Source organism: Chitinophaga rhizosphaerae (genome assembly GCF_003958645.1).
Lineage (GTDB): Bacteria > Bacteroidota > Bacteroidia > Chitinophagales > Chitinophagaceae > Chitinophaga > Chitinophaga rhizosphaerae.
Genome location: NZ_RXLO01000007.1, coordinates 54,437 through 74,146, shown reverse-complemented (window position 1 = coordinate 74,146; position 19,710 = coordinate 54,437). Strand labels below are relative to the sequence as shown.

The window sequence follows — 19,710 nt, the reverse complement described above, 5'->3', positions numbered from 1 at the left end:
ATTATGGAATTATTGTTCAGCCCATACTTTGGCAGCTTTCACGGCGCGCGCCCATCCTTTTGTAAGCTCCGCCCGCTCGGTTTCCGGCATATCGGGCTTGAAGCAGGCGTCTACCTGCCATTGCTGGCGGATGGTATCGATGCTGTCCCAGAACCCGGTGGCGAGGCCCGCCATGTACGCAGCCCCCAGCGCCGTGGTTTCCGTCACTTTCGGGCGCACCACATCCGTTCCAAGGATATCGGCCTGGAACTGCATGAGCAGGTTGTTGGCGGTAGCGCCGCCGTCTACCCGCAATTCGCGGATCGGCATGCCGGCGTCGGCCTCCATGGCCTTGAGCACGTCCATCGTCTGGTATGCGATACTGTCGAGCGCAGCGCGGGCGATGTGCGCGTCTTTTGTGCCGCGGGTCATCCCCACGATCGTACCGCGTGCATACTGGTTCCAGTGCGGAGCGCCCAGCCCGGCGAATGCGGGCACGAGGTACACCCCGTCTGTATGTTCCACTTTGGCGGCCAGGGCTTCCACATCAGCGCTATGGCGGATAATACCCAGCCCGTCGCGGAGCCATTGCACCACGGCGCCGCCGATGAAAATGCTGCCCTCGAGGGCGTAGGTGGTCTTCTCCCCTATTTTCCAGCCGATGGTGGTGAGGAGGTTATTGCCGGACGAGATGGCCTTTTCCCCCGTATTCAGCATCATGAAGCAACCCGTACCGTATGTATTTTTTACCATGCCCGGCTCGATGCACATCTGCCCGAAAAGCGCGGCCTGCTGGTCTCCCGCGATGCCGGCAATAGGGATGTTGAACGGGGTGAGCGTGGCTTCCGTTTGCCCGTACACTTCGCTGGACGCGCGCACTTCCGGCAGCATAGATGCGGGAATGCCCATCAGTTCCAGGAGCGACGTGTCCCATTTCAGGTCGTGGATATTGAAAAGCATCGTGCGCGAGGCATTGCTCACGTCGGTAATATGCAGTTTTCCTTTGGTGAAGTTCCATACAAGCCAGGAGTCCACCGTCCCGAAGGCCAGTTCACCTGCCTCTGCTTTCGCACGGGCGCCTTCCACGTTGTCGAGGACCCATTTCACCTTGGTGCCGGAGAAATAGGCGTCCACGATGAGGCCGGTGCGGGAACGGATGTCTTCCGCCAGGCCTCTGGCGCGCAGCTCGTCGCAATACGCCGCGGTGCGGCGGTCTTGCCACACGATGGCGTTATACAGGGGTTTGCCGGTTTTCCGGTCCCACACGATGGTGGTTTCCCGCTGGTTGGTGATGCCCATGGCGCCGATCTGGTCGCCACTGGCGCCGGCTTTCACGATCACTTCGGCGGCAACGCCAGCCTGGGTAGACCAAATCTCGTTCGGGTCATGTTCCACCCATCCCGGCTGGGGGTAAATCTGTTTGAATTCCTTCTGTGCAACGGCTACGATATTCCCTCCGCGGTCGAAGAGGATGGCGCGGGAACTGGTGGTTCCCTGGTCCAGGGCCATGATGAATTTTGCTTCCATGCGAAAGTGTTCTGGCTATTATTTAATATGATGAAATGTATTGCCTAACGTGGTACCTAGTTTTACGAGGTAGTAAGATACTAGGAATATTCTAAAAGTAAAAAAAATTTCAGGGGCACGAAAAAAGGCCGCTCCGGATGGGTATCCGAAACGGCCTTTATAACAATAAATTAAAGATTACATTTTCTTGGCGTCTTCCAGGAACTTGGCCAGACCGATATCGGTGAGGGGGTGTTTGAGGAGACCGAGGATGGAATCGAGCGGGCAGGTGCATACGTCGGCGCCGTTTTCTGCACATTTCACGATGTGCAGGGCGTTGCGGATGGATGCGGCCAGCACTTCGGTCTTAAAGCCCTGGATGCTGTAAATCTGCGCGATCTGGGCGATCAGTTCGATACCGTCCCAGCTGCTGTCGTCGATACGGCCGATGAAGGGAGACACGTAAGCCGCGCCTGCTTTCGCGGCGAGGATGGCCTGGCCGGCGGAGAAAACGAGCGTACAGTTGGTACGGATACCGTTTTCGGTGAACCAGCGTATGGCTTTCACACCGTCTTTGATCATCGGTACTTTCACCACGATATTGGGATGGATGGCGGCGAGTTTCTTGCCTTCCTCAACGATGCCGGCAAAGTCGGTCGACAGTACTTCGGCGCTCACATCTCCATCTACCATTTCACAGATGGTTTCGTAATGTTTCAGGATGGCTGCTTCGCCTTTGATACCTTCCTTGGCCATGAGGGAGGGGTTCGTAGTTACACCGTCCAGAATGCCGAGGTCGTGCGCCTCCTGGATCTGCGCCAGGTTAGCTGTATCAATAAAGAATTTCATAAAGAAAGATTTAGTATTTCAGTTTTTGCGATTTGCAAAACAACGAACTAATTTCGGAAAATAAAAGGAGAATAAAAGGTGCGGATGCTTGCCTGAGGGGAAAAAAAGTGGCAAGTTACTTATATCGCACCGCTTCAACCGCCTACCCTTGCTACATTCCTGTCCTGGGGGAGTTCAGCAGGAGCTGGTCGTATAAGACTTGCCGTTGCAAAGGTAACAGAAAGCCGCATTACTTGCAAATATTTTCCGCGACAATTTGCGCCCCGTCCCGCCAAAACCGCTCCCCTACGTCGTTTCGGGTTGCTATTTTTTATGCGGCATGGCTGTTATTGCCGCTTTTTCTTCCGCTTTGCAGGCTTGAAAACGTCGTTAGGGTTTTGGATAATGAGCGATTCATCGTCCGGCAAAATCTTCACAGGAATGTTTGACTCCGCGCGGATGGCGGCATCGCCGCGGTAAACTGCGGTTACATGTATGTTTTGTGTGGTGGAATCGGCCAGGGGAATGAGGAGGTCTTGCCCCAGGATCTTTCCCTGGTCTGCGTTAAAGCGGATCCGCGCCGTATCCAGCGGATAGATTTTCCCACTATTGTAAATCCCTTCCACGTTCAGGTAAAAATGAATGCCGCGCTTCAGGCTGTCGGCATAATGCCGGAAGCGGATGCCTGTCAGATACGGCAACTGGAGATCGGTTTCGAAATGCTTTCCCGGCCGGTCGGAAAACGTGACCTGCAGCCGAAGCCGGTAATTATCCGGCCGGGCCGCATTGCGGGAGAATTGCAGCATGCCGTTTCGGACATCGCCATGAGGGGTTTGCACCTGCACCCGGTCCCAGCGGATATCTCCGCCGAGAAGCCCGGCCGTCCGGCGTTCCGAGCTGTCGGCATACTTCACCATCAACCCGATACGGGTGCTGCTGTACAGTTCCGCCACGGAGGAAGAATCGTACGACGCCCAAATCCGGGCGATTCCCTTTTGCTGCGCCAGGGAAGGTGCTGCCCAAATAAGGGCGATCATCATCATTCTGAACATGCTGTAATCAGACTAAAATCATTCCAAATGTAATGAAACCGGATCAAGCACATCTTCACTTGAAAAAAAATTATATTTTCACGGCATTTTTCAGCTATCACACCTTCATGGCACTAAAACAGCACAGCGACGCAACGCTCAGATACCAACAGCAAGTGGATAATTCCAGGAATTATGTACTGCCGTTCATAGCCCAGGAATTCCCCGATATGAAAGGTCTCCGGGTCATGGAAATCGGCTGCGGCGAAGGCGGCGTGCTCACCCCTTTCCTCGAACGGGGAAGCTTTTGCGTGGGTGTCGACCTCTGGCCCCAGCGCATCGAGCTGGCGAAGGAGTTCCTCGGCGATTACGTGGCCGGCGGCCAGTTGCAACTGATCGCCAAAAATATCTACGATGTGGATTTCGCCGGCGAGTTCCGGCATTCGTTCGATCTCATCATCCTCAAGGATGCCATCGAGCATATTCCCGACCAGGACAAGCTCATCGCCTATCTGAAAGAACTGCTCACGCCCAATGGCCAGGTGTATTTCGGATTTCCGCCATGGTACATGCCGCACGGCGGGCATCAGCAAATCTGCGCCAGCAAGGTCCTGAGCTTCCTCCCCTACATTCACCTTCTGCCGCGCCCGCTATACCGCGGTCTGCTGAAAGCCGCCGGCGAAAGCGAAGGCACGATCACCGAACTGATGGAGCTCGTGGATACGGGCATTTCCATCGAACGGTTCGAGAAAATAGTGGGGCGTACGGGTTATGACATCACCCGCCGGAAATATTACCTCATCAATCCCATCTACAAATACAAATTCAACCTGCAACCGCGCGAGCAGTTCGGCTGGATGAAAAAACTGCCGTTCGTCCGCAACTTCTTCACTACCTGTATGTATTATCTTATCAAGCCGAAGGCATAGTTATTTTTCATCCATCCACACCACTTTCTGCTCCGGCTTATGCGGCTGCGCGATGATGTTGCCGTACAAATCCGGTCGGCGCGCGCGGATGTAGCGGCACCCGCCGGCCTGGGTGAGCTTTTCCCGCGTCAGCGTCGCTATCACGAAGTCGTTGTCGAGCTTGCGGCATTCTGCGAGCACATCGCCGAAGGGGTCTACGATCATGGAACAGCCATTCTTCAACTGGTCGTCGTCCATTCCGACCGGGTTGGAAAAAACACAATACATCCCGTTGTCGTAAGCGCGCGCGGGCAACCATTTCATCAGCCACGCACGGCCCTTCATTCCATCGAATTCCAGCCGCAAAGCCGTAGGATCGTTTTCGCGGTTGTGCCATAATGCAGGGTCCACGAAACCCGCGCCAGGCCTGGTAGACGGCGTGCACATGGTAACGTGCGGCATAAACAGCACCTCCGCGCCCAGGAGCCTCGTGGCGCGGACGTTCTCCACCACATTGTTATCGTAACAGATCAGGATCCCGCATTTCCAGCCATACAGATCGAACACGCAATATTCACTGCCCGGCGTCAGGTACGGATTGATGAAAGGATGCAGCTTCCGGAACTTCGCCAGGAGCCCCGTGCTGTCTACACACACATACGCCTTGAAAAGATTCCCTTCCGCATCTTTTTCGAAAAGCCCCGCCAGAACGGCCACGCCATGCTTCGCGGCGATTTCCTGCAGTCTTTTGATGCTCGGCCCGTCGGGAATGAATTCCGCCATATCCGTCAACTGCTCACGGTCGAGATGCCGGGCGAAGGTATACCCGGTGATGGAGCATTCGTGGAACGCAACCGCCTGCGCTCCTTCACTGGCGGCCTTTCCAGCGATTTCGTCGATTACGTTGAGATTATATTGCTTGTCGCCGCTGCGGTTCTCGAATTGTACGGTGGCGATCCTGAGCTTTTCCATGGTTTTCGTTTGAGGGGTGAACTTCGAAATTAGTGGTTTTCTGTTAGCAGCATCCATCCCCTACCCAATATTTTAACTTTTCATCAACACGCCGCATCGGCCGTCATCGCGTACCTTTATCGCTCCTTTCATCAAACCCGAAAATTGCTCCAGCATGCAACAACAAATGATATTGGTAGCCGGCCCTTACCGCAGCGGCACCAACGACGATCCGGTGCTCATCGAAGCCAATGTGAAACAAATGACGAAAGCTTCGCTTTCCGTATATCGCCGCGGCCACATCCCGATGATGGGCGAATGGGTGGCGTTGCCGCTGATCGAAGAAGCGGGCTCACGCGAAATGGGAGATGATATTTTCAACGAGATCTTCCACCCCATCGCCGCGAATCTCATCAATTTTTGCGACGCGGTGGTACGGATCGGAGGACCATCTTCCGGGGCAGATTACATGCTGCAGGTAGCGCGGGAAAAAGGAAAATCCGTATATATGAGCCTGGAAGAAATCCCCGAGTTCAAAAGCCTCTGAACATCAACATGCAACAGCGACCGACATTAAAAAATTCATTACAACTCCTTCGGAAACACGGATTTACCCTATTGATGGGCATTGCCATAGTGGTGTTGTTCGTAAGCCCGGGCGCCAAATCCTGGACGCTGCGGCAACTCATGCGCACCGGCCTCTTCAATGCCAGCATGGAAAAGGAAGCGCCGGCCGCTCCGGCCGTTGATTTCGCGTTTGAAGACGGTAAGGGGAATTTGCAACATACGTCGTCCCTGCGGGGAAAAGTGGTTTTCATCAACTTCTGGGCATCGTGGTGCCCGCCTTGCCGGGCGGAATTCCCGTCGATCGAATCGCTGTACGGGCAATTCAAAAACAATCCCGGGATTTTCTTTTTGACGATCAACGAAGACGACAACGTTTCCGCCGCGTTCAATTACCTGCAAAAAGAGCAATACACAATACCTTTCTATAAAGCCGGCGGCCGCGTGCCCGCCGAAGTCTACAGCGGAACGCTGCCCACCACGGTGGTGCTGGACAAACAGGGGCGCATCCGCTTTCACCATACGGGTTTTGCGAATTATGGTTCGGAAAAGTTCGTGCAACAGGTGGAGGCGCTTATCAGGGAAGACTAATCATTCCAGATCTCCCAGGAGGCTTCTGCCTGGAGGATCAGCATTTCATGCCCGTTCTTGGCGGCGGCGCCGCGTTCCAGGCCTTTTTTCATGAAAAGCGTTTCGGCAGGGTTGTAGACCAGGTCGTAGAACAGATGCTCCGGTCCCGCGAACTCGTACGGGAGCGGCGGAGCCGCGTCCACATTGGGATACATGCCCAGCGGCGTGGTGTTTACGATCAGTTTGTGCGACTGCATCATGGCAGCCGTCACCGCTTCGTACGTGATGGGCCCGCTGCGGCTCACTTCGGTGAATGGGATGTTCAGCGAAGTCAAGGCATATTTTACCGCCTGTGCCGCACCGCCGGTACCGAGCACCAACGCTTGCGTATGATGCGCCGTCAGCAGGGGTTGCAGCGATCTGCCAAACCCCAGCACGTCGGTGTTATGGCCGATGAGGCGTATCCCGTTGCGACGGATGCAGTTGACGGCGCCGATGGCTTTGGCCGCATCGGTCAGTTCGTCGAGATAGGGTAAGACGGCCTGTTTGTACGGGATGGTGACGTTGAGGCCTTCCAGTGCGGGGTTATTTTCCCAAAGGGATGGAAATGCGGAAATATCGGGGATGGGAAAGTTTTCGTAGGCGCAGCCGGGGATGTTTTCGCGGGAGAATTTCTCCGTGAAGAATCCTTTGGAGAAGGAATGGCTGAGCGGGAAGCCGATGAGGCCGAATAATCGCACGTTGAAGGGTTTACGGTCATTGAAAAAGGCCAGGGCGCCGGGCCCTGGCCTTCCGTTCGGTATGAAAACTATTCTTTGTCGAGGAAAAGGTGGAAAGTATCTCCACGAAGCCCGACGCGCATGGCTTCCAGGGGAATTACCTCGTTGGGCGCCAGGTTGCCGAGGTTGGCGTTGCAGCCCACGAGCTCCAGGAAGTACAGCTGCTGGTCTTTTTGCGGCGCTTCCCAGATGATCTTTTCAGCGGGGATCTGCGTGAGGATTTCCTGCACCAGGCCTTCGCGCACTTCGCCGCTGCCGCGGTAAATGCCGACGTTGCCGCCTTCGCGCGCTTCCGCGATCACGTAGCTGGAACCGGCTTCCAGTTCGGCGCGCATCAGTTCGATCCACTTATAGGGAGGAATGATATGCTCGGCGTCTTTACTGCCCACTTCGCTCAAAACGAGACCATGCTTGGTCAGTTTTTCGATATACCCGCATTTTTCTGCGTGGGGGATGGTGATCGAACCGTCAGACACTTCCATGTAGCTGATCCCGTAATCCTTGATCACGCGAACGTATTCGTCGAACTGGTTACGGATCAGGAAAGCCTCGAACAGGGTGCCGCCGAAATAAACGGGTATGTTGGCGGCCTGGTACATTTCAATCTTGGTGCGCAGGTTGGGCGTGACGAAAGAAGTGCCGAAACCGAGTTTCACGATATCCACGTGCGGGCCCGCGGCGGACAGGAAATTCTTTGCCTCTTCTACGCTCAGGCCTTTGTCCATCACCATGGTAAGGCCATGGCTGCGCGGCTTGCTGGTTCTCTCCGGAATTTGCGTCAGATTAAAATTCATTTTTCACGGTTTATATTCTTCTGAAAGGTCATCACCACTCTTCTATGTATCGGACAATGTGTTGTTTACCATCTTCCGTACAGAGTGATGCCTGCTCTAAAATGGATTGGTCAGTTGGCTTTTAAAGTCGTAACAAAATAAAAAACCGCGGCAAAAATAAGAAGTAATACCGATAGGTGGGGAAAAAATGACGACGATCAGCGTTTCCGCCTGTACCTGGCAATCAATTCCACGATAACGGGATGTTGCAGGATGGATGGGTCCAGCTCCAGGAACCGTTTCACCTGCCGCGGGAAGAGCTGCAGGGCGGTTTCCAGGTGGAGGAGCCCGTCTTTGGTACGCCCCATGGCAATGAGGATGGCGGCCTTGTAGTAGGCGAATACGGGCTTTCGGCCCACTTTCGATTCGGCATCGTCCAACTGGCGCATGGCTTCGTCCAGGTGGCCACCGAGGAACAGGCCGCGGATCAGCTCCTTCCAGGCGGAAGTGCTGGAGGGCCTCAGGCGCACCGCGTTCAGGAAATGGACGAGGGCTTCCTTGTCCATCCCGATCTCGAGGTAACACTGGCCCAGGGTAATATTGTATTCGGCGCTTTGCTTGTTGATCCGGAGGGCCGACTGGATGGCGCGCACGGCGTGTTCCCAGTTTTCTTCCGTCATGTAGCATTTGGCGATCTTGAAATACAGCTTGTCGTCGCTCGGGCTCAAATGCACGGCCTTGCGATAATAGTAGCGCGCCTGGGTGTATTTGCGCATTTTCTCGTAGCAATGGCCGATGGCTTCGTAGATGACGTCTTCCGGTTTGGCGATCTCCAGGTGTTTCTGGAGTACCTCGATGGCGTCGTTGTACTTACGGAGACGGATATATGCATCGCCCATGTTCCGGTAGGCGTAATCGAACTTTTCGTCGATCACGACGGCGTACTGGTAGGCGTCGATGGATTTTTCGTACAGTTTGAGCCCCTGGTAGGCGGTGCCGAGGTTGAACCAGGCGAGCTGGTTGTAGGGGTGCTCGTTGATGATGTTCGTATGGAGGCGGATGCTTTCCTCGTTACGGCCCGTAAACTCGGTCCAGAAGCAGATTTTGTGGAGCGCTTCCTCATTGTTGGGATCGTATTCCAGGAGCATTTTCAGGCAGTCGAACACCTTTTCGAATTCCTCCCAATCGTCGTACACGTCTGCCAGTTCGAGGAGCAGATCGGTGCGGTCTTCGCCTTCGAAGTGCTGTATCTGTTCTTCCAGCAGGGCAGCGGCTTTCTCGTGCTGGTTCATGGCGAGATAGACGTCTGTCTTGAGGATGTACAGGTTGATATCGTTGGAATCGAGGAGTGCGGCTTTTTCGAGGAGATCGAGGGCTTCCCGGTATTTCTTGGTCTCGATCAGCAGTGCGGATTTTTTCAGGAGCAGTGCGGAAGAAAAGGGGAACTGCTCGATGGCGAACTCTACGGCCTGGAGGGCGTTGTTCAGTTCGTCGTGCTCATCATAGTAGTCAATGATCTGTTCAAAGGAATCTTCGTCCAGAAAGGCGTGGGAGCGCCCTTCCTTAAGATTTTCAAATTGCTGAAGCAAGTCCCTCAAATCTTCAAAATCCTCGTTAAACTCGTTAAATGATGGGAAATCGTGATTCATTAATGTAAATATATGGGATTTTAACACCGCCACCAAACCAGTTGGTGTGTACCGTTCGTGTATTTTTTAACATTTTTTTAAGATAAGTGCTTATCTTGCGTTAGGATTATCTTATGATAGATAAATAATTCGTATATTTGCAGTACCATGACAACGATCAAAATCATAATGCGCACAGTTTCAATGTCTTGCCTTTTGGTGAGCGCGTTGTTCCTTGTTGGCATCCGGGTGCACGCCCATGATCTTGGCGTAGCAGAACCGGAATACTTCGACAACAACGACAAGACGAAGAAAACCGAAGGCGAAGGCAAGTATCGCTTTACGGCGATGCCTAAAACCAGCCTTAGCCTGGACGCCAGCTCCCGCGCGAGCGGCTTTTTGAAACAAACTTTCAACCTGAGCTCTGACAATGCCGTGAATGTGAAGTCTACCATGACGATCAGGAAAGGCAACGTTACCTATATCCTCCCTTACGCTGGCAAGGTAGCGCCGCAGGTTACCCCGGTACCGGATATGCAGTACCATCATCTGCAGATAAAGCTTCCGTTCAGAAAAGGGTAAGGTTCCTTTTGAAAAGAGATTTTATGGAAAGGCTGCCGCAAGGCGGCCTTTTTCATGTCCGGGCGTTTCCCGGCAGCCGGCTCAATGACAGGCCATAGGTGTTGCGGCATAAAAAAAACCGCGGAACGTTCCGCGGTTTCGATAATGTGATGCTTTCGTTATCCCCTGATGCGTTTCAGCTCGTCGGCCGTGATCTCGCGGTAGCCGCGGGGCACGTCAAATACGGAGGCCGGAACGGGACTGAGGTCTACCCGCGTGGCGATCGCACGCATTTTAGCGCCCGTTTTCGTCACGATCTCGTATTCCAGCGGTATGCCCTTCAGGTTCTGGAAACGGCGGTTGTAAAAGGGGTTTTCGGGGATGATGTCTGTTGTATAGAACACTTCGAAAGTGGCCCCGTCGGGCATCGTCCCGATCGCCTTCCGGCATTTGTACCCAGCAATTTCGCGGGTTTCCGCCTGATCAGCGAAAGTAATGGCGGAAAATTTCTTCACATCCGCTTCGTAAGTCTTTTTATCGGTACGGATGAGGTACTTGTCGCCGTGATTGTCCATCAGTGTAATGACGTCTTCCTTTTCGGAATTGATGAGGTAGATGTAGTTCACCACGTTGAAGTTCATGTCTACCCGGCTGAGATTGCCGCGGATGTACTGTATCATGGAACTTCCGGCGAACATGGCCTCCATCTGCAATTGTTCGGGCGGCATTTCCACCTTGTAGGCGATCCTGGCGTCCGAAATGGTCCGCTGCGCCGAAGCCGGCAACGATGCGGCCAGGGTAATGGCCAACACCAGCAGGCGGAGAGGTGACATTTTTCGCATATGAGTTGATTGTTAAGGATGGTAAATGAAAAATCTATGCCAAACGGCTGTTTTCCCTTACCATTCGGGTTTCTTTTTGTCCAGGAAAGCGGCGATCCCCTTCTGGCAGTCGGGATGGCGCCGGGTTTCGGCATTGGTACGGGCGGCTGCTTCGAGCCCTTCTTCGAGCGATGTATCGAATACGTTGGCAATCAATTGCTTGGTAACCGTAAGGGAATTTGAAGAAGCCTCCGTGCAGAGGCGCGCCGCCATTTCCCGCACATGCCCGGCGATCCGGTCTGCCGGCACCACGGCCGTGATAAGCCCATATTTTTCCGCCGTTTCCGCCGGCACCAGGGCACCGGTCAGCATCAGCTCCCGGGCTCTGCCCTCCCCGATTTTCCGAACGAGGAAAACGCTTACCAGCGCCGGCACGAACCCGATCTTCACCTCCGTATACCCAAACCGGGCCTCCGGAACGGCATAGCTGAGATCGGCCACCGTAGCGAGCCCGCAACCTCCGGCCAGGGCATCCCCTTCTATCTGCGCGATCACGGGTTTCTTAAGTTCGTAAATTTCACGGAATAACTGCATCAGTTCCCGGGAATCGGCATAGTTTTCCTCGAAATCGAACTGCTGGAGCTGCCGGAGATAATCCAGATCGGCCCCTGCACAGAACGCCTTTCCGCTGGCGGCCAGCACTACTACTTTCACCTGTCCGTCTGCCTCCGCCTGCGCAAAAGCCTTGCGCAGCGCATGCACCACCTCCCCGTTCAGCGCGTTGCGCTTTTCCGGCCGGTTGAGCGTGATGGTGGCGACCCGGTCCGCCACCGCATAGGTAATACCTGACATGCGCCAAATGTACAGGAATTATTTTTAACGTTTTATACCCATGTGTAACTAGATGAAAAACAAAGCGCCCCAACTGTTTTACAGCCGGGGCGCCCAGATTTTGCAATATTTTCCCTTAATGGGCGACCTCAGTGATCGGGTGCCCAACGTTACCGCTCGGCATCTGGATCCGGAGCATGGCAGCCAAGGTAGGCGCGATGTCGGTCATATGCGTGGTGCGGTTGGTTTTGCCCGGTTTCACGCCCCAGCCCATCCAAACGAGGGGAATATGCGCGTCGTACGGGTTCCACTGGCCGTGGGTGGTACCGGTCTTGCCACCGTCGAACCAGCCCGGTTGCAGCAACACCATGATATCGCCGGAGCGCAGAACATTGTAACCGTTGTTCAGCATCCCGTGTTGCGGATCGGGCAGCGCGGTGGAGCCCAGTGCATGATGGTCCACCATGTTGGACACGCCGGGGTATTTCAGTCCTTCGCGGAGGATGAACGCCTTCACATCGGCCAGTTTCCCGGCTTTGAGCAGGCCTTCGTTATCCAGCCAGAACTGGTAGTTATATGAGGAAATGATGGCTTTTTTGAACCCGAATTCCTTTTCGATCGCGGCATTCAAGGATTTTACCATGGCACCATCGTCCCACAGGCCGGCGGGCATCCTGTTTTCCTGCATGAAGCCGGGAACGTGCGCCACGCCGTGGTCTGCCGTGATGAAGAACAGCCATTGGCCTTTGCCGACTTTCTGGTCGAGGTACTTGAAGAACGCGCCGAGGTCTTTATCGAGGCGGAGGTAGGCATCTTCCGTTTCCACCGAGTTGGGGCCGTGCTGGTGGCCGATGTAGTCGGTTGACGAGAGGCTTACGGCGAGGAAGTCGGTGATGGGGCCTTTCCCGAGCTCATGGCCTTCGAGCGCGGCTTTGGCGAACTCGAGGGTGTAGGTGTTCCCGAAGGGCGAAGAGGCGAGGATGCCGAAAGCGTTGCCTGCGGAGCCGGCCAGTTCGTGCGGGAAGCTGGTATTGTCCTGGCCTTTGAACCTGCCTTCGTAGGGCTTTTCATCGGCGGTAGACTGTACGTAGGTATCTACAGGATACAGTGTGGTCCAGGGTTTGGAGATATATTCGCGGGGGAGCTGGCGGCGGTTGAAGGCGTTGGCCCAGGCCGGCAGTTCGTTCATGTAGAAATTGGAAGTGATCATGTTGCCGGTAACACCATCATACCAGTATGCCGCGTTGGCGGTATGGCCTGCGGGGAGAATGGCGCCGCGGTCTTTGATGGCAACGCCCACCGTTTTGCTGCGGAAGTTGGTAGCGATGCGCAGTTCGTCGGTGATGGTGGTGGTGAGCATGTTTTTGGGGCTCATGCGGCCGGCGGCGGCGCTGCCGCCAACGCAAGTGGCGGCGGTGTCTTCGGTGCAATACATGGAGCGGCCGGTGTTGCGATCGTACCAGTTATTGCCGATGATGCCGTGAATGGCGGGAACGGAGCCGGAGTAGGCGCAGGTGTGGCCGCAGGCGGTGATGGTGGGCGTATAGGGGATCAGCGTGTTTTCACAGGAGAAACCTTCGCTGATGAGGCGTTTAAAACCGTCATTGGTATAGCGGTCATAATAACGGTAGAGGAAATCCCATCTCATTTGATCCACTACCATGCCCACCACTAATTTGGGTCGGGCCACATGATTTTCTGCTTTTTTCCCGTAATTGGGCGGAAAGCCCTTGGTCGGCGAGGTGGCTTTTTGTCCAAAAGCTACCGGGGCCGCCATTAACAGGAATACGGCTAACATTTTAATACGGCTCATATTACGCTTTGAATTAGTTCCTTTTTACGAATGGGTCCGTTCTGACGTGGAAAAAATAGGGTGTAAAAGTAACCTAAGTTTACAAAAAAATATATTTTAATACCTTTGTGGTCAAATTTTAATTTCATTTTAATCATCACATGGACATATTCGAGAAACTGCTGAAGCATATGGGTCCGATCGGGGAGCACTCCGAGCGCGCCCACGGATACTTTGCTTTCCCCAAGCTGGAAGGCGAGATCGGCCCCCGCATGCAATTCCGGGGCAATGAAAAGATCGTATGGAGCCTCAACAACTACCTGGGCCTGGCTAACCACCCCGAGGTAAGGGCTACGGATGCCAAAGCGGCGGCGGAGTATGGCCTCGCCGCGCCTATGGGCGCCCGTATGATGAGCGGTAACACCAATTACCACGAGCAGCTCGAAAAAGAACTGAGCGATTACATGGGCAAGGAAGACACCACCCTCCTCAACTACGGCTACCAGGGCATCATGAGCGCCATCGACGCCATCTGCAACCGGAGAGACGTGATCGTGTACGACGCGGAATGCCATGCTTCCATCATCGACGGCCTGCGCCTCCACCAGGGCCACCGCTATGTGTTCAAGCATAACGATATCGAAGACCTGGAGAAACAACTCCGCCGTGCCACCGAATATATCAAGACCAGCGGCGGCGGCATCCTCGTAGTGACCGAAGGCGTATTCGGCATGGCGGGCGACCAGGGTAAACTGAAAGAAATCGCAGCACTGAAAGATAATTTCGAATTCCGCCTGCTGGTAGACGATGCCCACGGCTTCGGCACCATGGGCAAAACCGGTGCGGGCACCGGCGAAGAGCAGGGCGTTCAGGACAAGATCGACCTGCTGTTCAACACTTTCGCGAAAAGCGGCGCATCCATCGGGGCGTTCATGAGCGGCGACAAAGCCATCATCAACTACCTGCGCTACAACATGCGTTCGCAGATCTTCGCCAAATCCATCCCCCTGCCGCTGGTGATCGGGCACCTGAAACGCGTGCAGCTCATGCGTGCGCACCCAGAAATGAAAGCCAAGCTGTGGAGCAACGTGAACAAGCTGCAGAAAGGCCTGCGCGACAGAGGTTTCAACATCGGCAGCACCAATTCCCCCGTTACACCGATCTACCTGCAGGGCGATATCCCCGAAGCAACGGCCATGTGCCTGGACCTTCGCGAGAATTATAACATCTTCTGCTCCATCGTGGTATATCCCGTTATCCCGAAAGGGCAGATCATCTACCGCCTCATCCCCACCGCGGCGCATAACGATGAAGACATCGAGCTGACGCTCAAAGCCTTCACCGAAACCAAAGCCAAGCTGGACGCGAAAGCTTACGCCGTAGCGGAAATCCCGGTAGTATAATAAAATATTCGAGAAACATCGAAGGCTGAGAGGCGTTCCCGCAGGGGAGCGCCTTTCTTTTTTCCGCAAGGCTTTACACAAAGGTGGAAGGGAGTGACACAACGGCGGCCGGGCCTTGCACAGCTGCCGGCTCAACAATAATTGATTAACATTTCGGGAAAAGTCCAGGCAAAAAAAGGGGGCTGATGGTTAGTCAGCCCCAAGCAAACAAATCGTTCTTTCACTAGGTGTAATACATGATCTTAAGAATCGATCGTTCAGTAGGACATGGTAATAAAAAATTCAAATAAGTTTACGGGCTGTCATAGAACAGGGACGGCACGCGCCCTATCTAAAATGAATATGATAAGTCTGTTTGTTCAAAGAGTTGAAAACCTTGTGTTTGCATGCACTTTTGCATGTGTATTCCGAACATTCACAAGCTTACCAAAAATAGCATTCCTGCCGGTATGCAGCCATAACACGAACGTTGTATTTCGTTAAGGAGCTGTTAAAACGGCAATTGCTACTTGATTGTTGCTCAAAGCCTTGCTGCTGCTATATTTCCGCATATGATCGATATTTTTCCCGATTGCGTAAACAGCGGGGGAACGGCGGAAGCTACCTTTGCGCAGCTTTTTTCCTTAACCAACATCTGCATGAGATCTGTAATCATTTCTGTTTTGCTGACGGCCGGCGCTTCGGGCGCTTTTGCGCGGCAGGGCGTCATCAAAGGCACGGTCCGCAACGACCAGGGCCAGCCCGTTCCATTCGTAAACGTCAGCATCCCGCAACTCAAAAAAGGCACTGTAGCCAATGCCAGCGGGGTTTTCATACTTTCGGCGCCACAGGGCGAACATACCATCCGGATTTCCGGCGTAGGCCAGAAAAGCCTGGAACAGGCAGCTCAATTTTCGAAAGATACGACCATCACCGACCTTACGCTTCAATCCAGCGGCGACCTGAATGAGGTGGTAGTGTCTGCCAGCCGCAGGAAAGAAACGCTCGACGAAGTGCCTTCCTCGATCACCATCGTGGGCCCCAGGGAACTGGAGACCCAGAAAGGCATCAGTAACAATATCATGGACATCCTTGCCGCCACCGTTCCCGGCCTCGGGTTCAGCGGCAACCAGACCGGCAATACCGGGCAAACGCTGCGCGGCCGTAACCTCCTCGTAATGGTGGACGGCATCCCGCAATCCACGCCCCTGCGCGCCGGCGGGCGCGACATGCGTACCATCGACCCCTCCGCCATCGAGCGCGTGGAAGTCATCAAAGGCGCCACCTCGATTTACGGCAACGGGTCAGACGGCGGGCTGATCAACTACATCACCAAAAAAGGCGAACCCGGCAAGCCCCTCAGCGGCAAAACCACCGTGGGCGTTACGACCCAGCTGAAAAACGCGCAACATACCGGCGGGCTCCAGCTCGGCCAGCTACTTTCCGGCGCCGCGGGCAAATTCGACTTCGTCGTTTCCGGGCATTACGAACAGACCGGCGTTTACAAAGACGCGAAAGGCGGCATCATCTCGCCGGAATATGGTTTGGGTGAAACCCAGCTCTGGAACGGCTTTGCGAAGATCGGGTACACCATCAACCCCAAAAACCGTGTGGAAGTGATGTACAACTTTTTCGGCAGCCAGCAGAAAAGTGATTACGTCCTCAAAACCGGCCGTTACCTCGATACCCCGTCCATCGGCGTACCCGGCGTACGGAAAGGATCGCCCGAAGGCACGCCCTTCAACCACAACGCCAGCGTACACTGGAGCAGCCAGGGCATCGTAGGCGGAACGGACCTCGACGTGAACGGGTACATTCAGCGCTTCCGGACGATCTACAGCTTCGTGGATTCCTGGAAAGGCGGCGGGCAATCGCAGATCAACAGCAAGAAAAGCGGCCTGCGCATCAACCTCAGCAGCCCCGTCCGTGCAGGAAAGAACATAGACATCCAGGCGGTGTACGGACTGGATTTCATGAACGATATCACGAACCAGGACCTGGTAGACGGCCGCGTTTGGGTACCTGAAATGGACATGCGCAACTACGCGCCCTACGCACAATTGAAAACCACGTTCCTCCGCCACTGGGTGCTGAAAGCCGGCGCGCGTTTCGAGAACATCAACATCGACGTTCCCGATTTCACCACCATCGTCAGCAAAAACAATTCCACCGGCGAATACAATGTGGGCGGCGTGCCCGTAAAAGGCGGCTCCCTCAGCTACAACGCCCTCGTTTACAATGCAGGCCTGCGTTACAACGAGTGGACGTTCTTCAAGCCTTTCGTGAGCTATTCGCAAAGCTTTTCCATCGCCGACCTGGGCCGCACCCTGCGCTCCGCGAAGGAAAACACGCTTTCACTGCTGAAAACCAAAGCCGTGATCGCGCATAACTACGAAGTAGGCGCCAGCAGCACCCTCGGCCCCGTGAACCTCGAAGCCAGCTATTACATCAGCAGGTCCGCTCTCGGTTCCGCCTACACGGAGGTCGACGGCAGGTTCGAGATCGAGCGCAATCCCGAGAAAGTGTACGGCTTCGAATTCGCGGCAGACGCCCGCATCCTGAAGAACCTTTCTGCCGGCGGGTCTTACTCCTTCGTGGAAGGCAAGATCGACAAAGACGGCAACGGCAAATACAAAGATGAAAAAGACGCCTGGATCGGCGGCGACCGCATCTCTCCCCAAAAAGTGACCGCTTACGTGAAGTACAGTCCGCTGGAAAGCTGGAGCCTCCGCCTCCAGATGCTCCAGGCCCTCGAACGCGACCGTTTCAAGCCCGGCGCCAACGGCAAATACGCCTATGCACAGGGGCCGGTGAACGGCTTCGCGATCTTCAGCCTGTATTCCAACCTGCAACTCGACAGCCACAGCGGGCTTTCCCTCGGTGTAGACAACCTGTTCAACAAAGATTACTATACCGTAACTTCGCAGTGGAACGCCCGCAACGAGAATTATATCAAAGGCAACGGTGTGCGGCTTAACTTACAGTACACGTACGACTTTTAATGAAATTATCGCAACAGTTATTCCGGTGGCACCGGATCACAGGTTTAATAGCAGGGGGCTTCCTCCTGCTATTAAGCTTTACGGGCAGTTTGCTCGTGTTCAGCGACGAGATCGATCATGCGCTGAACCAGCGGTATTTTAACGTGGAGCCGAAGGGCCGGCGGCAATCGCTCAACACGTTGTATGAAGCCGGTTCCAAAGCCCTTCCCGGCAACCCTTACCTCACCTTCCAGCGCATGCCGCAGGCGCCGGAAGAAGCGCTCGTGATGCGTGCGGAATACAGTGCAGAGAACAAGGTGTACCTGTACGTGGACCCCTACACCGCCGAAATACTGCATACGCGCGGCAATAAAGACTTTTTCACGGGCTTCCTCCTCTACCTGCACTTCACGCTCATGAGCGGGCGCAACGGTTCCATCATCATCCTTTTCATGGCGGCGGTGATGCTGGTGGCCATTGTTACCGGGGTGTACGTGTACCGGAAGCATTTATGGAAAGTGCTTACTTTCCGCGATAAGATCGAATGGAAATTCCGCCGCCGGCGATGGAGGAACCTGCACCGCATCGCAGGCGTATGGTCGCTGGTGTTTAACCTGCTGATCGTCATCACCGGCATCCTGATACAATGGAAGGTGGTGGGTGCGAGGGTCGGCAAGAAAGCCCCGTCTGTAGCGGTTTCCGCCTCCATCGACTTCGAATCGTTAACTGCGAAAGCCCGTTCAGAGATCAGCAATTATACCATCATGGCCATCCGGCCGCCGCGAACGGAAGGCGGTCCCGTCCTTTTCCTGGGGAATGCGGGCGAGCCGCTGATCTTCGGGGAATACGGCACCACCATTTCCCTTTCTCCGGACAGCGGGAAAGTGGTAAAGAAAACCCTTTTCAACGACGCACCCTTCTCCGTAAAATGGGACGCCGCCGTGAAACCGCTTCATTTCGGCAACTACGGCGGCATTCCGCTGAAAATTCTCTATAGCTTACTGGGATTAACGCCTGGGGTGCTTGCGCTGTCCGGCATCCTCATCTGGTTCCGCCGGAAATGGATGACAGGCCGGGGCCGAATAACCAAACGTTTACAGTCCGCCGCTTAGCGCCAGCTCTACGGCAACGGGGTCCTGCGTGTTGACGCCGGATGCTTTCATTTTGTCTGTCATCACGCCGGAAGCCACCACGTACCGGAAGTTGTAGAACGGCATGAGCGTGGTTTCCAGTCCGTCGGGCACCGCTTTCCCGGTGGTATTGGCGGTCCAGTAATAATGAATGGTGAGTGTTCCCTGCCGGTATTCATACGCGAAATTGTGGACCACGTCAGACGGCGATACGGCCTGGAAAGACAGTGGAAGCGGCATCCAGTTGTGCACACCTTTCGGGATCATGTACATGAGTACCAAACCGTTATCTATTACATCTTTCGTGATTTCGGGGGCTTCTACGGTGATGTACTTGCTGAAGTGCAGTTTTACCTGGTTGTTGCCGTAATCGAGGGCGTAATGGCCGGGGTATTTCCAGGTAGACGCCATGGTGGTGAATTTTTTTGCCGTGATATTGGCATTGCCGTTTTCTCCGTCTTTTCCCGCAGGCCCGGCGGGGCCTTCCTTTTTGCAGGCGCACAGGGTGAAAAGGACGGTCGTCAAAAGCATTACAAAAATGTTTTTCATAACTGTTGAAAGTTGATGGGGTAATTTGTTCCGGACGCAAGCTAAAACGCGGACTGCAGGCTGTGAAAGGGAATTAACGGATGGAGGGATTGGGTTTATGGAACGGAGGAATGGCTGAAAGAACAAAAAAAGGCCGGTCAATCGAC

18 protein-coding genes and 1 other RNA gene are annotated in these 19,710 nt (G+C 54.6%); 7 read left to right on the top strand and 12 right to left on the bottom strand.

What is annotated here, in order from left to right; translation table 11 throughout:
• Positions 1–9 precede the first annotated feature (9 nt).
• The 4 genes from glpK to EJ361_RS16930 all read right to left on the bottom strand — a co-directional run bounded on the left by glpK (position 10) and on the right by EJ361_RS16930 (position 3,365).
• The gene (glpK, locus tag EJ361_RS16945) at positions 10–1,506 is read right to left on the bottom strand and encodes a glycerol kinase GlpK (protein WP_126246832.1); all 1,497 of its coding nucleotides are present in this window, start codon (positions 1,504–1,506) and stop codon (positions 10–12) included.
• A gap of 177 nt (positions 1,507–1,683) precedes the next feature.
• Positions 1,684–2,334 carry a fructose-6-phosphate aldolase gene (fsa, locus tag EJ361_RS16940; RefSeq protein ID WP_126246831.1) on the bottom strand — a complete coding sequence of 217 codons (651 nt, stop codon included), beginning with the start codon at positions 2,332–2,334 and terminating at the stop codon, positions 1,684–1,686.
• A gap of 105 nt (positions 2,335–2,439) precedes the next feature.
• Positions 2,440–2,539, bottom strand: an RNA gene (gene ffs, locus EJ361_RS16935) — signal recognition particle sRNA small type.
• Positions 2,540–2,660: 121 nt separating this feature from the next.
• A complete protein-coding gene (locus tag EJ361_RS16930; protein WP_126246830.1) occupies positions 2,661–3,365 on the bottom strand; it encodes a hypothetical protein in 705 nt (234 codons plus the stop codon).
• A gap of 107 nt (positions 3,366–3,472) precedes the next feature.
• On the opposite strand from EJ361_RS16930, the gene EJ361_RS16925 reads away from it, so the two are divergent.
• Positions 3,473–4,273 (top strand): class I SAM-dependent methyltransferase, encoded by an 801-nt coding sequence (locus EJ361_RS16925; RefSeq protein ID WP_126246829.1) that lies wholly within the window; start codon positions 3,473–3,475, stop codon positions 4,271–4,273.
• On the opposite strand, the gene EJ361_RS16920 is transcribed toward EJ361_RS16925, so the two are convergent.
• Positions 4,274–5,224, bottom strand: coding sequence for a nitrilase family protein (locus EJ361_RS16920; RefSeq protein WP_126246828.1), 951 nt, complete (start codon positions 5,222–5,224; stop codon positions 4,274–4,276).
• 154 nt (positions 5,225–5,378) lie between these two features.
• Between EJ361_RS16920 and EJ361_RS16915 the strand changes: the two genes are divergently transcribed.
• Positions 5,379–5,750 carry a DUF4406 domain-containing protein gene (locus EJ361_RS16915; RefSeq protein WP_205687032.1) on the top strand — a complete coding sequence of 124 codons (372 nt, stop codon included), beginning with the start codon at positions 5,379–5,381 and terminating at the stop codon, positions 5,748–5,750.
• A 74-nt stretch (positions 5,751–5,824) separates the two neighbouring features.
• Positions 5,825–6,358: a TlpA family protein disulfide reductase gene (locus tag EJ361_RS16910; protein WP_240646653.1), complete on the top strand. Its 534-nt coding sequence runs from the start codon at positions 5,825–5,827 to the stop codon at positions 6,356–6,358.
• Here EJ361_RS16910 and EJ361_RS16905 read toward each other — a convergent pair.
• The 3 genes from EJ361_RS16905 to EJ361_RS16895 form a co-directional block, all read right to left on the bottom strand.
• Positions 6,355–7,077, bottom strand: coding sequence for a shikimate dehydrogenase family protein (locus tag EJ361_RS16905; protein ID WP_126246826.1), 723 nt, complete (start codon positions 7,075–7,077; stop codon positions 6,355–6,357). The genes EJ361_RS16910 and EJ361_RS16905 overlap by 4 nt on opposite strands.
• A gap of 68 nt (positions 7,078–7,145) precedes the next feature.
• Positions 7,146–7,910, bottom strand: coding sequence for a phosphosulfolactate synthase (locus tag EJ361_RS16900; protein WP_126246825.1), 765 nt, complete (start codon positions 7,908–7,910; stop codon positions 7,146–7,148).
• Positions 7,911–8,107: 197 nt separating this feature from the next.
• The gene (locus EJ361_RS16895) at positions 8,108–9,478 is read right to left on the bottom strand and encodes a tetratricopeptide repeat protein (RefSeq protein WP_240646652.1); all 1,371 of its coding nucleotides are present in this window, start codon (positions 9,476–9,478) and stop codon (positions 8,108–8,110) included.
• Between the two features lie 228 nt (positions 9,479–9,706).
• Between EJ361_RS16895 and EJ361_RS16890 the strand changes: the two genes are divergently transcribed.
• A complete protein-coding gene (locus EJ361_RS16890) occupies positions 9,707–10,099 on the top strand; it encodes a hypothetical protein (RefSeq protein ID WP_126246823.1) in 393 nt (130 codons plus the stop codon).
• Between the two features lie 158 nt (positions 10,100–10,257).
• Here the strand turns inward: EJ361_RS16890 and EJ361_RS16885 are convergent, their stop codons facing one another.
• The 3 genes from EJ361_RS16885 to pafA form a co-directional block, all read right to left on the bottom strand.
• Entirely contained in the window at positions 10,258–10,920 is a 663-nt protein-coding gene (locus EJ361_RS16885) for a hypothetical protein (protein ID WP_126246822.1), read from the bottom strand.
• Between the two features lie 57 nt (positions 10,921–10,977).
• Complete coding sequence (locus tag EJ361_RS16880; protein ID WP_126246821.1) at positions 10,978–11,751, bottom strand: enoyl-CoA hydratase/isomerase family protein; 774 nt, start codon at positions 11,749–11,751, stop codon at positions 10,978–10,980.
• A 115-nt stretch (positions 11,752–11,866) separates the two neighbouring features.
• Positions 11,867–13,528, bottom strand: coding sequence for an alkaline phosphatase PafA (gene pafA, locus EJ361_RS16875; protein ID WP_126247051.1), 1,662 nt, complete (start codon positions 13,526–13,528; stop codon positions 11,867–11,869).
• A 155-nt stretch (positions 13,529–13,683) separates the two neighbouring features.
• Between pafA and EJ361_RS16870 the strand changes: the two genes are divergently transcribed.
• From EJ361_RS16870 to EJ361_RS16860, 3 genes are all read left to right on the top strand, one after another.
• On the top strand, positions 13,684–14,925 hold the full coding sequence (locus EJ361_RS16870; RefSeq protein ID WP_126246820.1) for an aminotransferase class I/II-fold pyridoxal phosphate-dependent enzyme: 1,242 nt from the start codon (positions 13,684–13,686) through the stop codon (positions 14,923–14,925).
• 638 nt (positions 14,926–15,563) lie between these two features.
• Positions 15,564–17,906 (top strand): TonB-dependent receptor, encoded by a 2,343-nt coding sequence (locus tag EJ361_RS16865; protein WP_164714296.1) that lies wholly within the window; start codon positions 15,564–15,566, stop codon positions 17,904–17,906.
• On the top strand, positions 17,906–18,997 hold the full coding sequence (locus EJ361_RS16860; protein WP_126246818.1) for a PepSY-associated TM helix domain-containing protein: 1,092 nt from the start codon (positions 17,906–17,908) through the stop codon (positions 18,995–18,997). The genes EJ361_RS16865 and EJ361_RS16860 overlap by 1 nt, the downstream gene beginning before the upstream one ends.
• On the opposite strand, the gene EJ361_RS16855 is transcribed toward EJ361_RS16860, so the two are convergent.
• Positions 18,980–19,546: a hypothetical protein gene (locus tag EJ361_RS16855; RefSeq protein ID WP_126246817.1), complete on the bottom strand. Its 567-nt coding sequence runs from the start codon at positions 19,544–19,546 to the stop codon at positions 18,980–18,982. The two genes, EJ361_RS16860 and EJ361_RS16855, sit on opposite strands and share 18 nt — an antisense overlap.
• Between the last annotated feature and the right edge of the window lie 164 nt (positions 19,547–19,710).

What these genes read in the sequence shown, in the direction of transcription:
- EJ361_RS16930 (WP_126246830.1), bottom strand. Translation starts at nt 3,365, where the DNA reads ATGTTCAGAATGATGATGATCGCCCTTATTTGGGCAGCACCTTCCCTG.
- EJ361_RS16910 (WP_240646653.1), top strand. Translation starts at nt 5,825, where the DNA reads ATGGGCATTGCCATAGTGGTGTTGTTCGTAAGCCCGGGCGCCAAATCC.
- EJ361_RS16880 (WP_126246821.1), bottom strand. Translation starts at nt 11,751, where the DNA reads ATGTCAGGTATTACCTATGCGGTGGCGGACCGGGTCGCCACCATCACG.
- pafA (WP_126247051.1), bottom strand. Translation starts at nt 13,528, where the DNA reads ATGTTAGCCGTATTCCTGTTAATGGCGGCCCCGGTAGCTTTTGGACAA.
- EJ361_RS16870 (WP_126246820.1), top strand. Translation starts at nt 13,684, where the DNA reads ATGGACATATTCGAGAAACTGCTGAAGCATATGGGTCCGATCGGGGAG.
- fsa (WP_126246831.1), bottom strand. Translation starts at nt 2,334, where the DNA reads ATGAAATTCTTTATTGATACAGCTAACCTGGCGCAGATCCAGGAGGCG.
- EJ361_RS16925 (WP_126246829.1), top strand. Translation starts at nt 3,473, where the DNA reads ATGGCACTAAAACAGCACAGCGACGCAACGCTCAGATACCAACAGCAA.
- EJ361_RS16860 (WP_126246818.1), top strand. Translation starts at nt 17,906, where the DNA reads ATGAAATTATCGCAACAGTTATTCCGGTGGCACCGGATCACAGGTTTA.
- EJ361_RS16915 (WP_205687032.1), top strand. Translation starts at nt 5,379, where the DNA reads ATGCAACAACAAATGATATTGGTAGCCGGCCCTTACCGCAGCGGCACC.
- EJ361_RS16855 (WP_126246817.1), bottom strand. Translation starts at nt 19,546, where the DNA reads ATGCTTTTGACGACCGTCCTTTTCACCCTGTGCGCCTGCAAAAAGGAA.
- EJ361_RS16920 (WP_126246828.1), bottom strand. Translation starts at nt 5,224, where the DNA reads ATGGAAAAGCTCAGGATCGCCACCGTACAATTCGAGAACCGCAGCGGC.
- glpK (WP_126246832.1), bottom strand. Translation starts at nt 1,506, where the DNA reads ATGGAAGCAAAATTCATCATGGCCCTGGACCAGGGAACCACCAGTTCC.
- EJ361_RS16885 (WP_126246822.1), bottom strand. Translation starts at nt 10,920, where the DNA reads ATGCGAAAAATGTCACCTCTCCGCCTGCTGGTGTTGGCCATTACCCTG.
- EJ361_RS16865 (WP_164714296.1), top strand. Translation starts at nt 15,564, where the DNA reads ATGAGATCTGTAATCATTTCTGTTTTGCTGACGGCCGGCGCTTCGGGC.
- EJ361_RS16900 (WP_126246825.1), bottom strand. Translation starts at nt 7,910, where the DNA reads ATGAATTTTAATCTGACGCAAATTCCGGAGAGAACCAGCAAGCCGCGC.
- EJ361_RS16890 (WP_126246823.1), top strand. Translation starts at nt 9,707, where the DNA reads ATGCGCACAGTTTCAATGTCTTGCCTTTTGGTGAGCGCGTTGTTCCTT.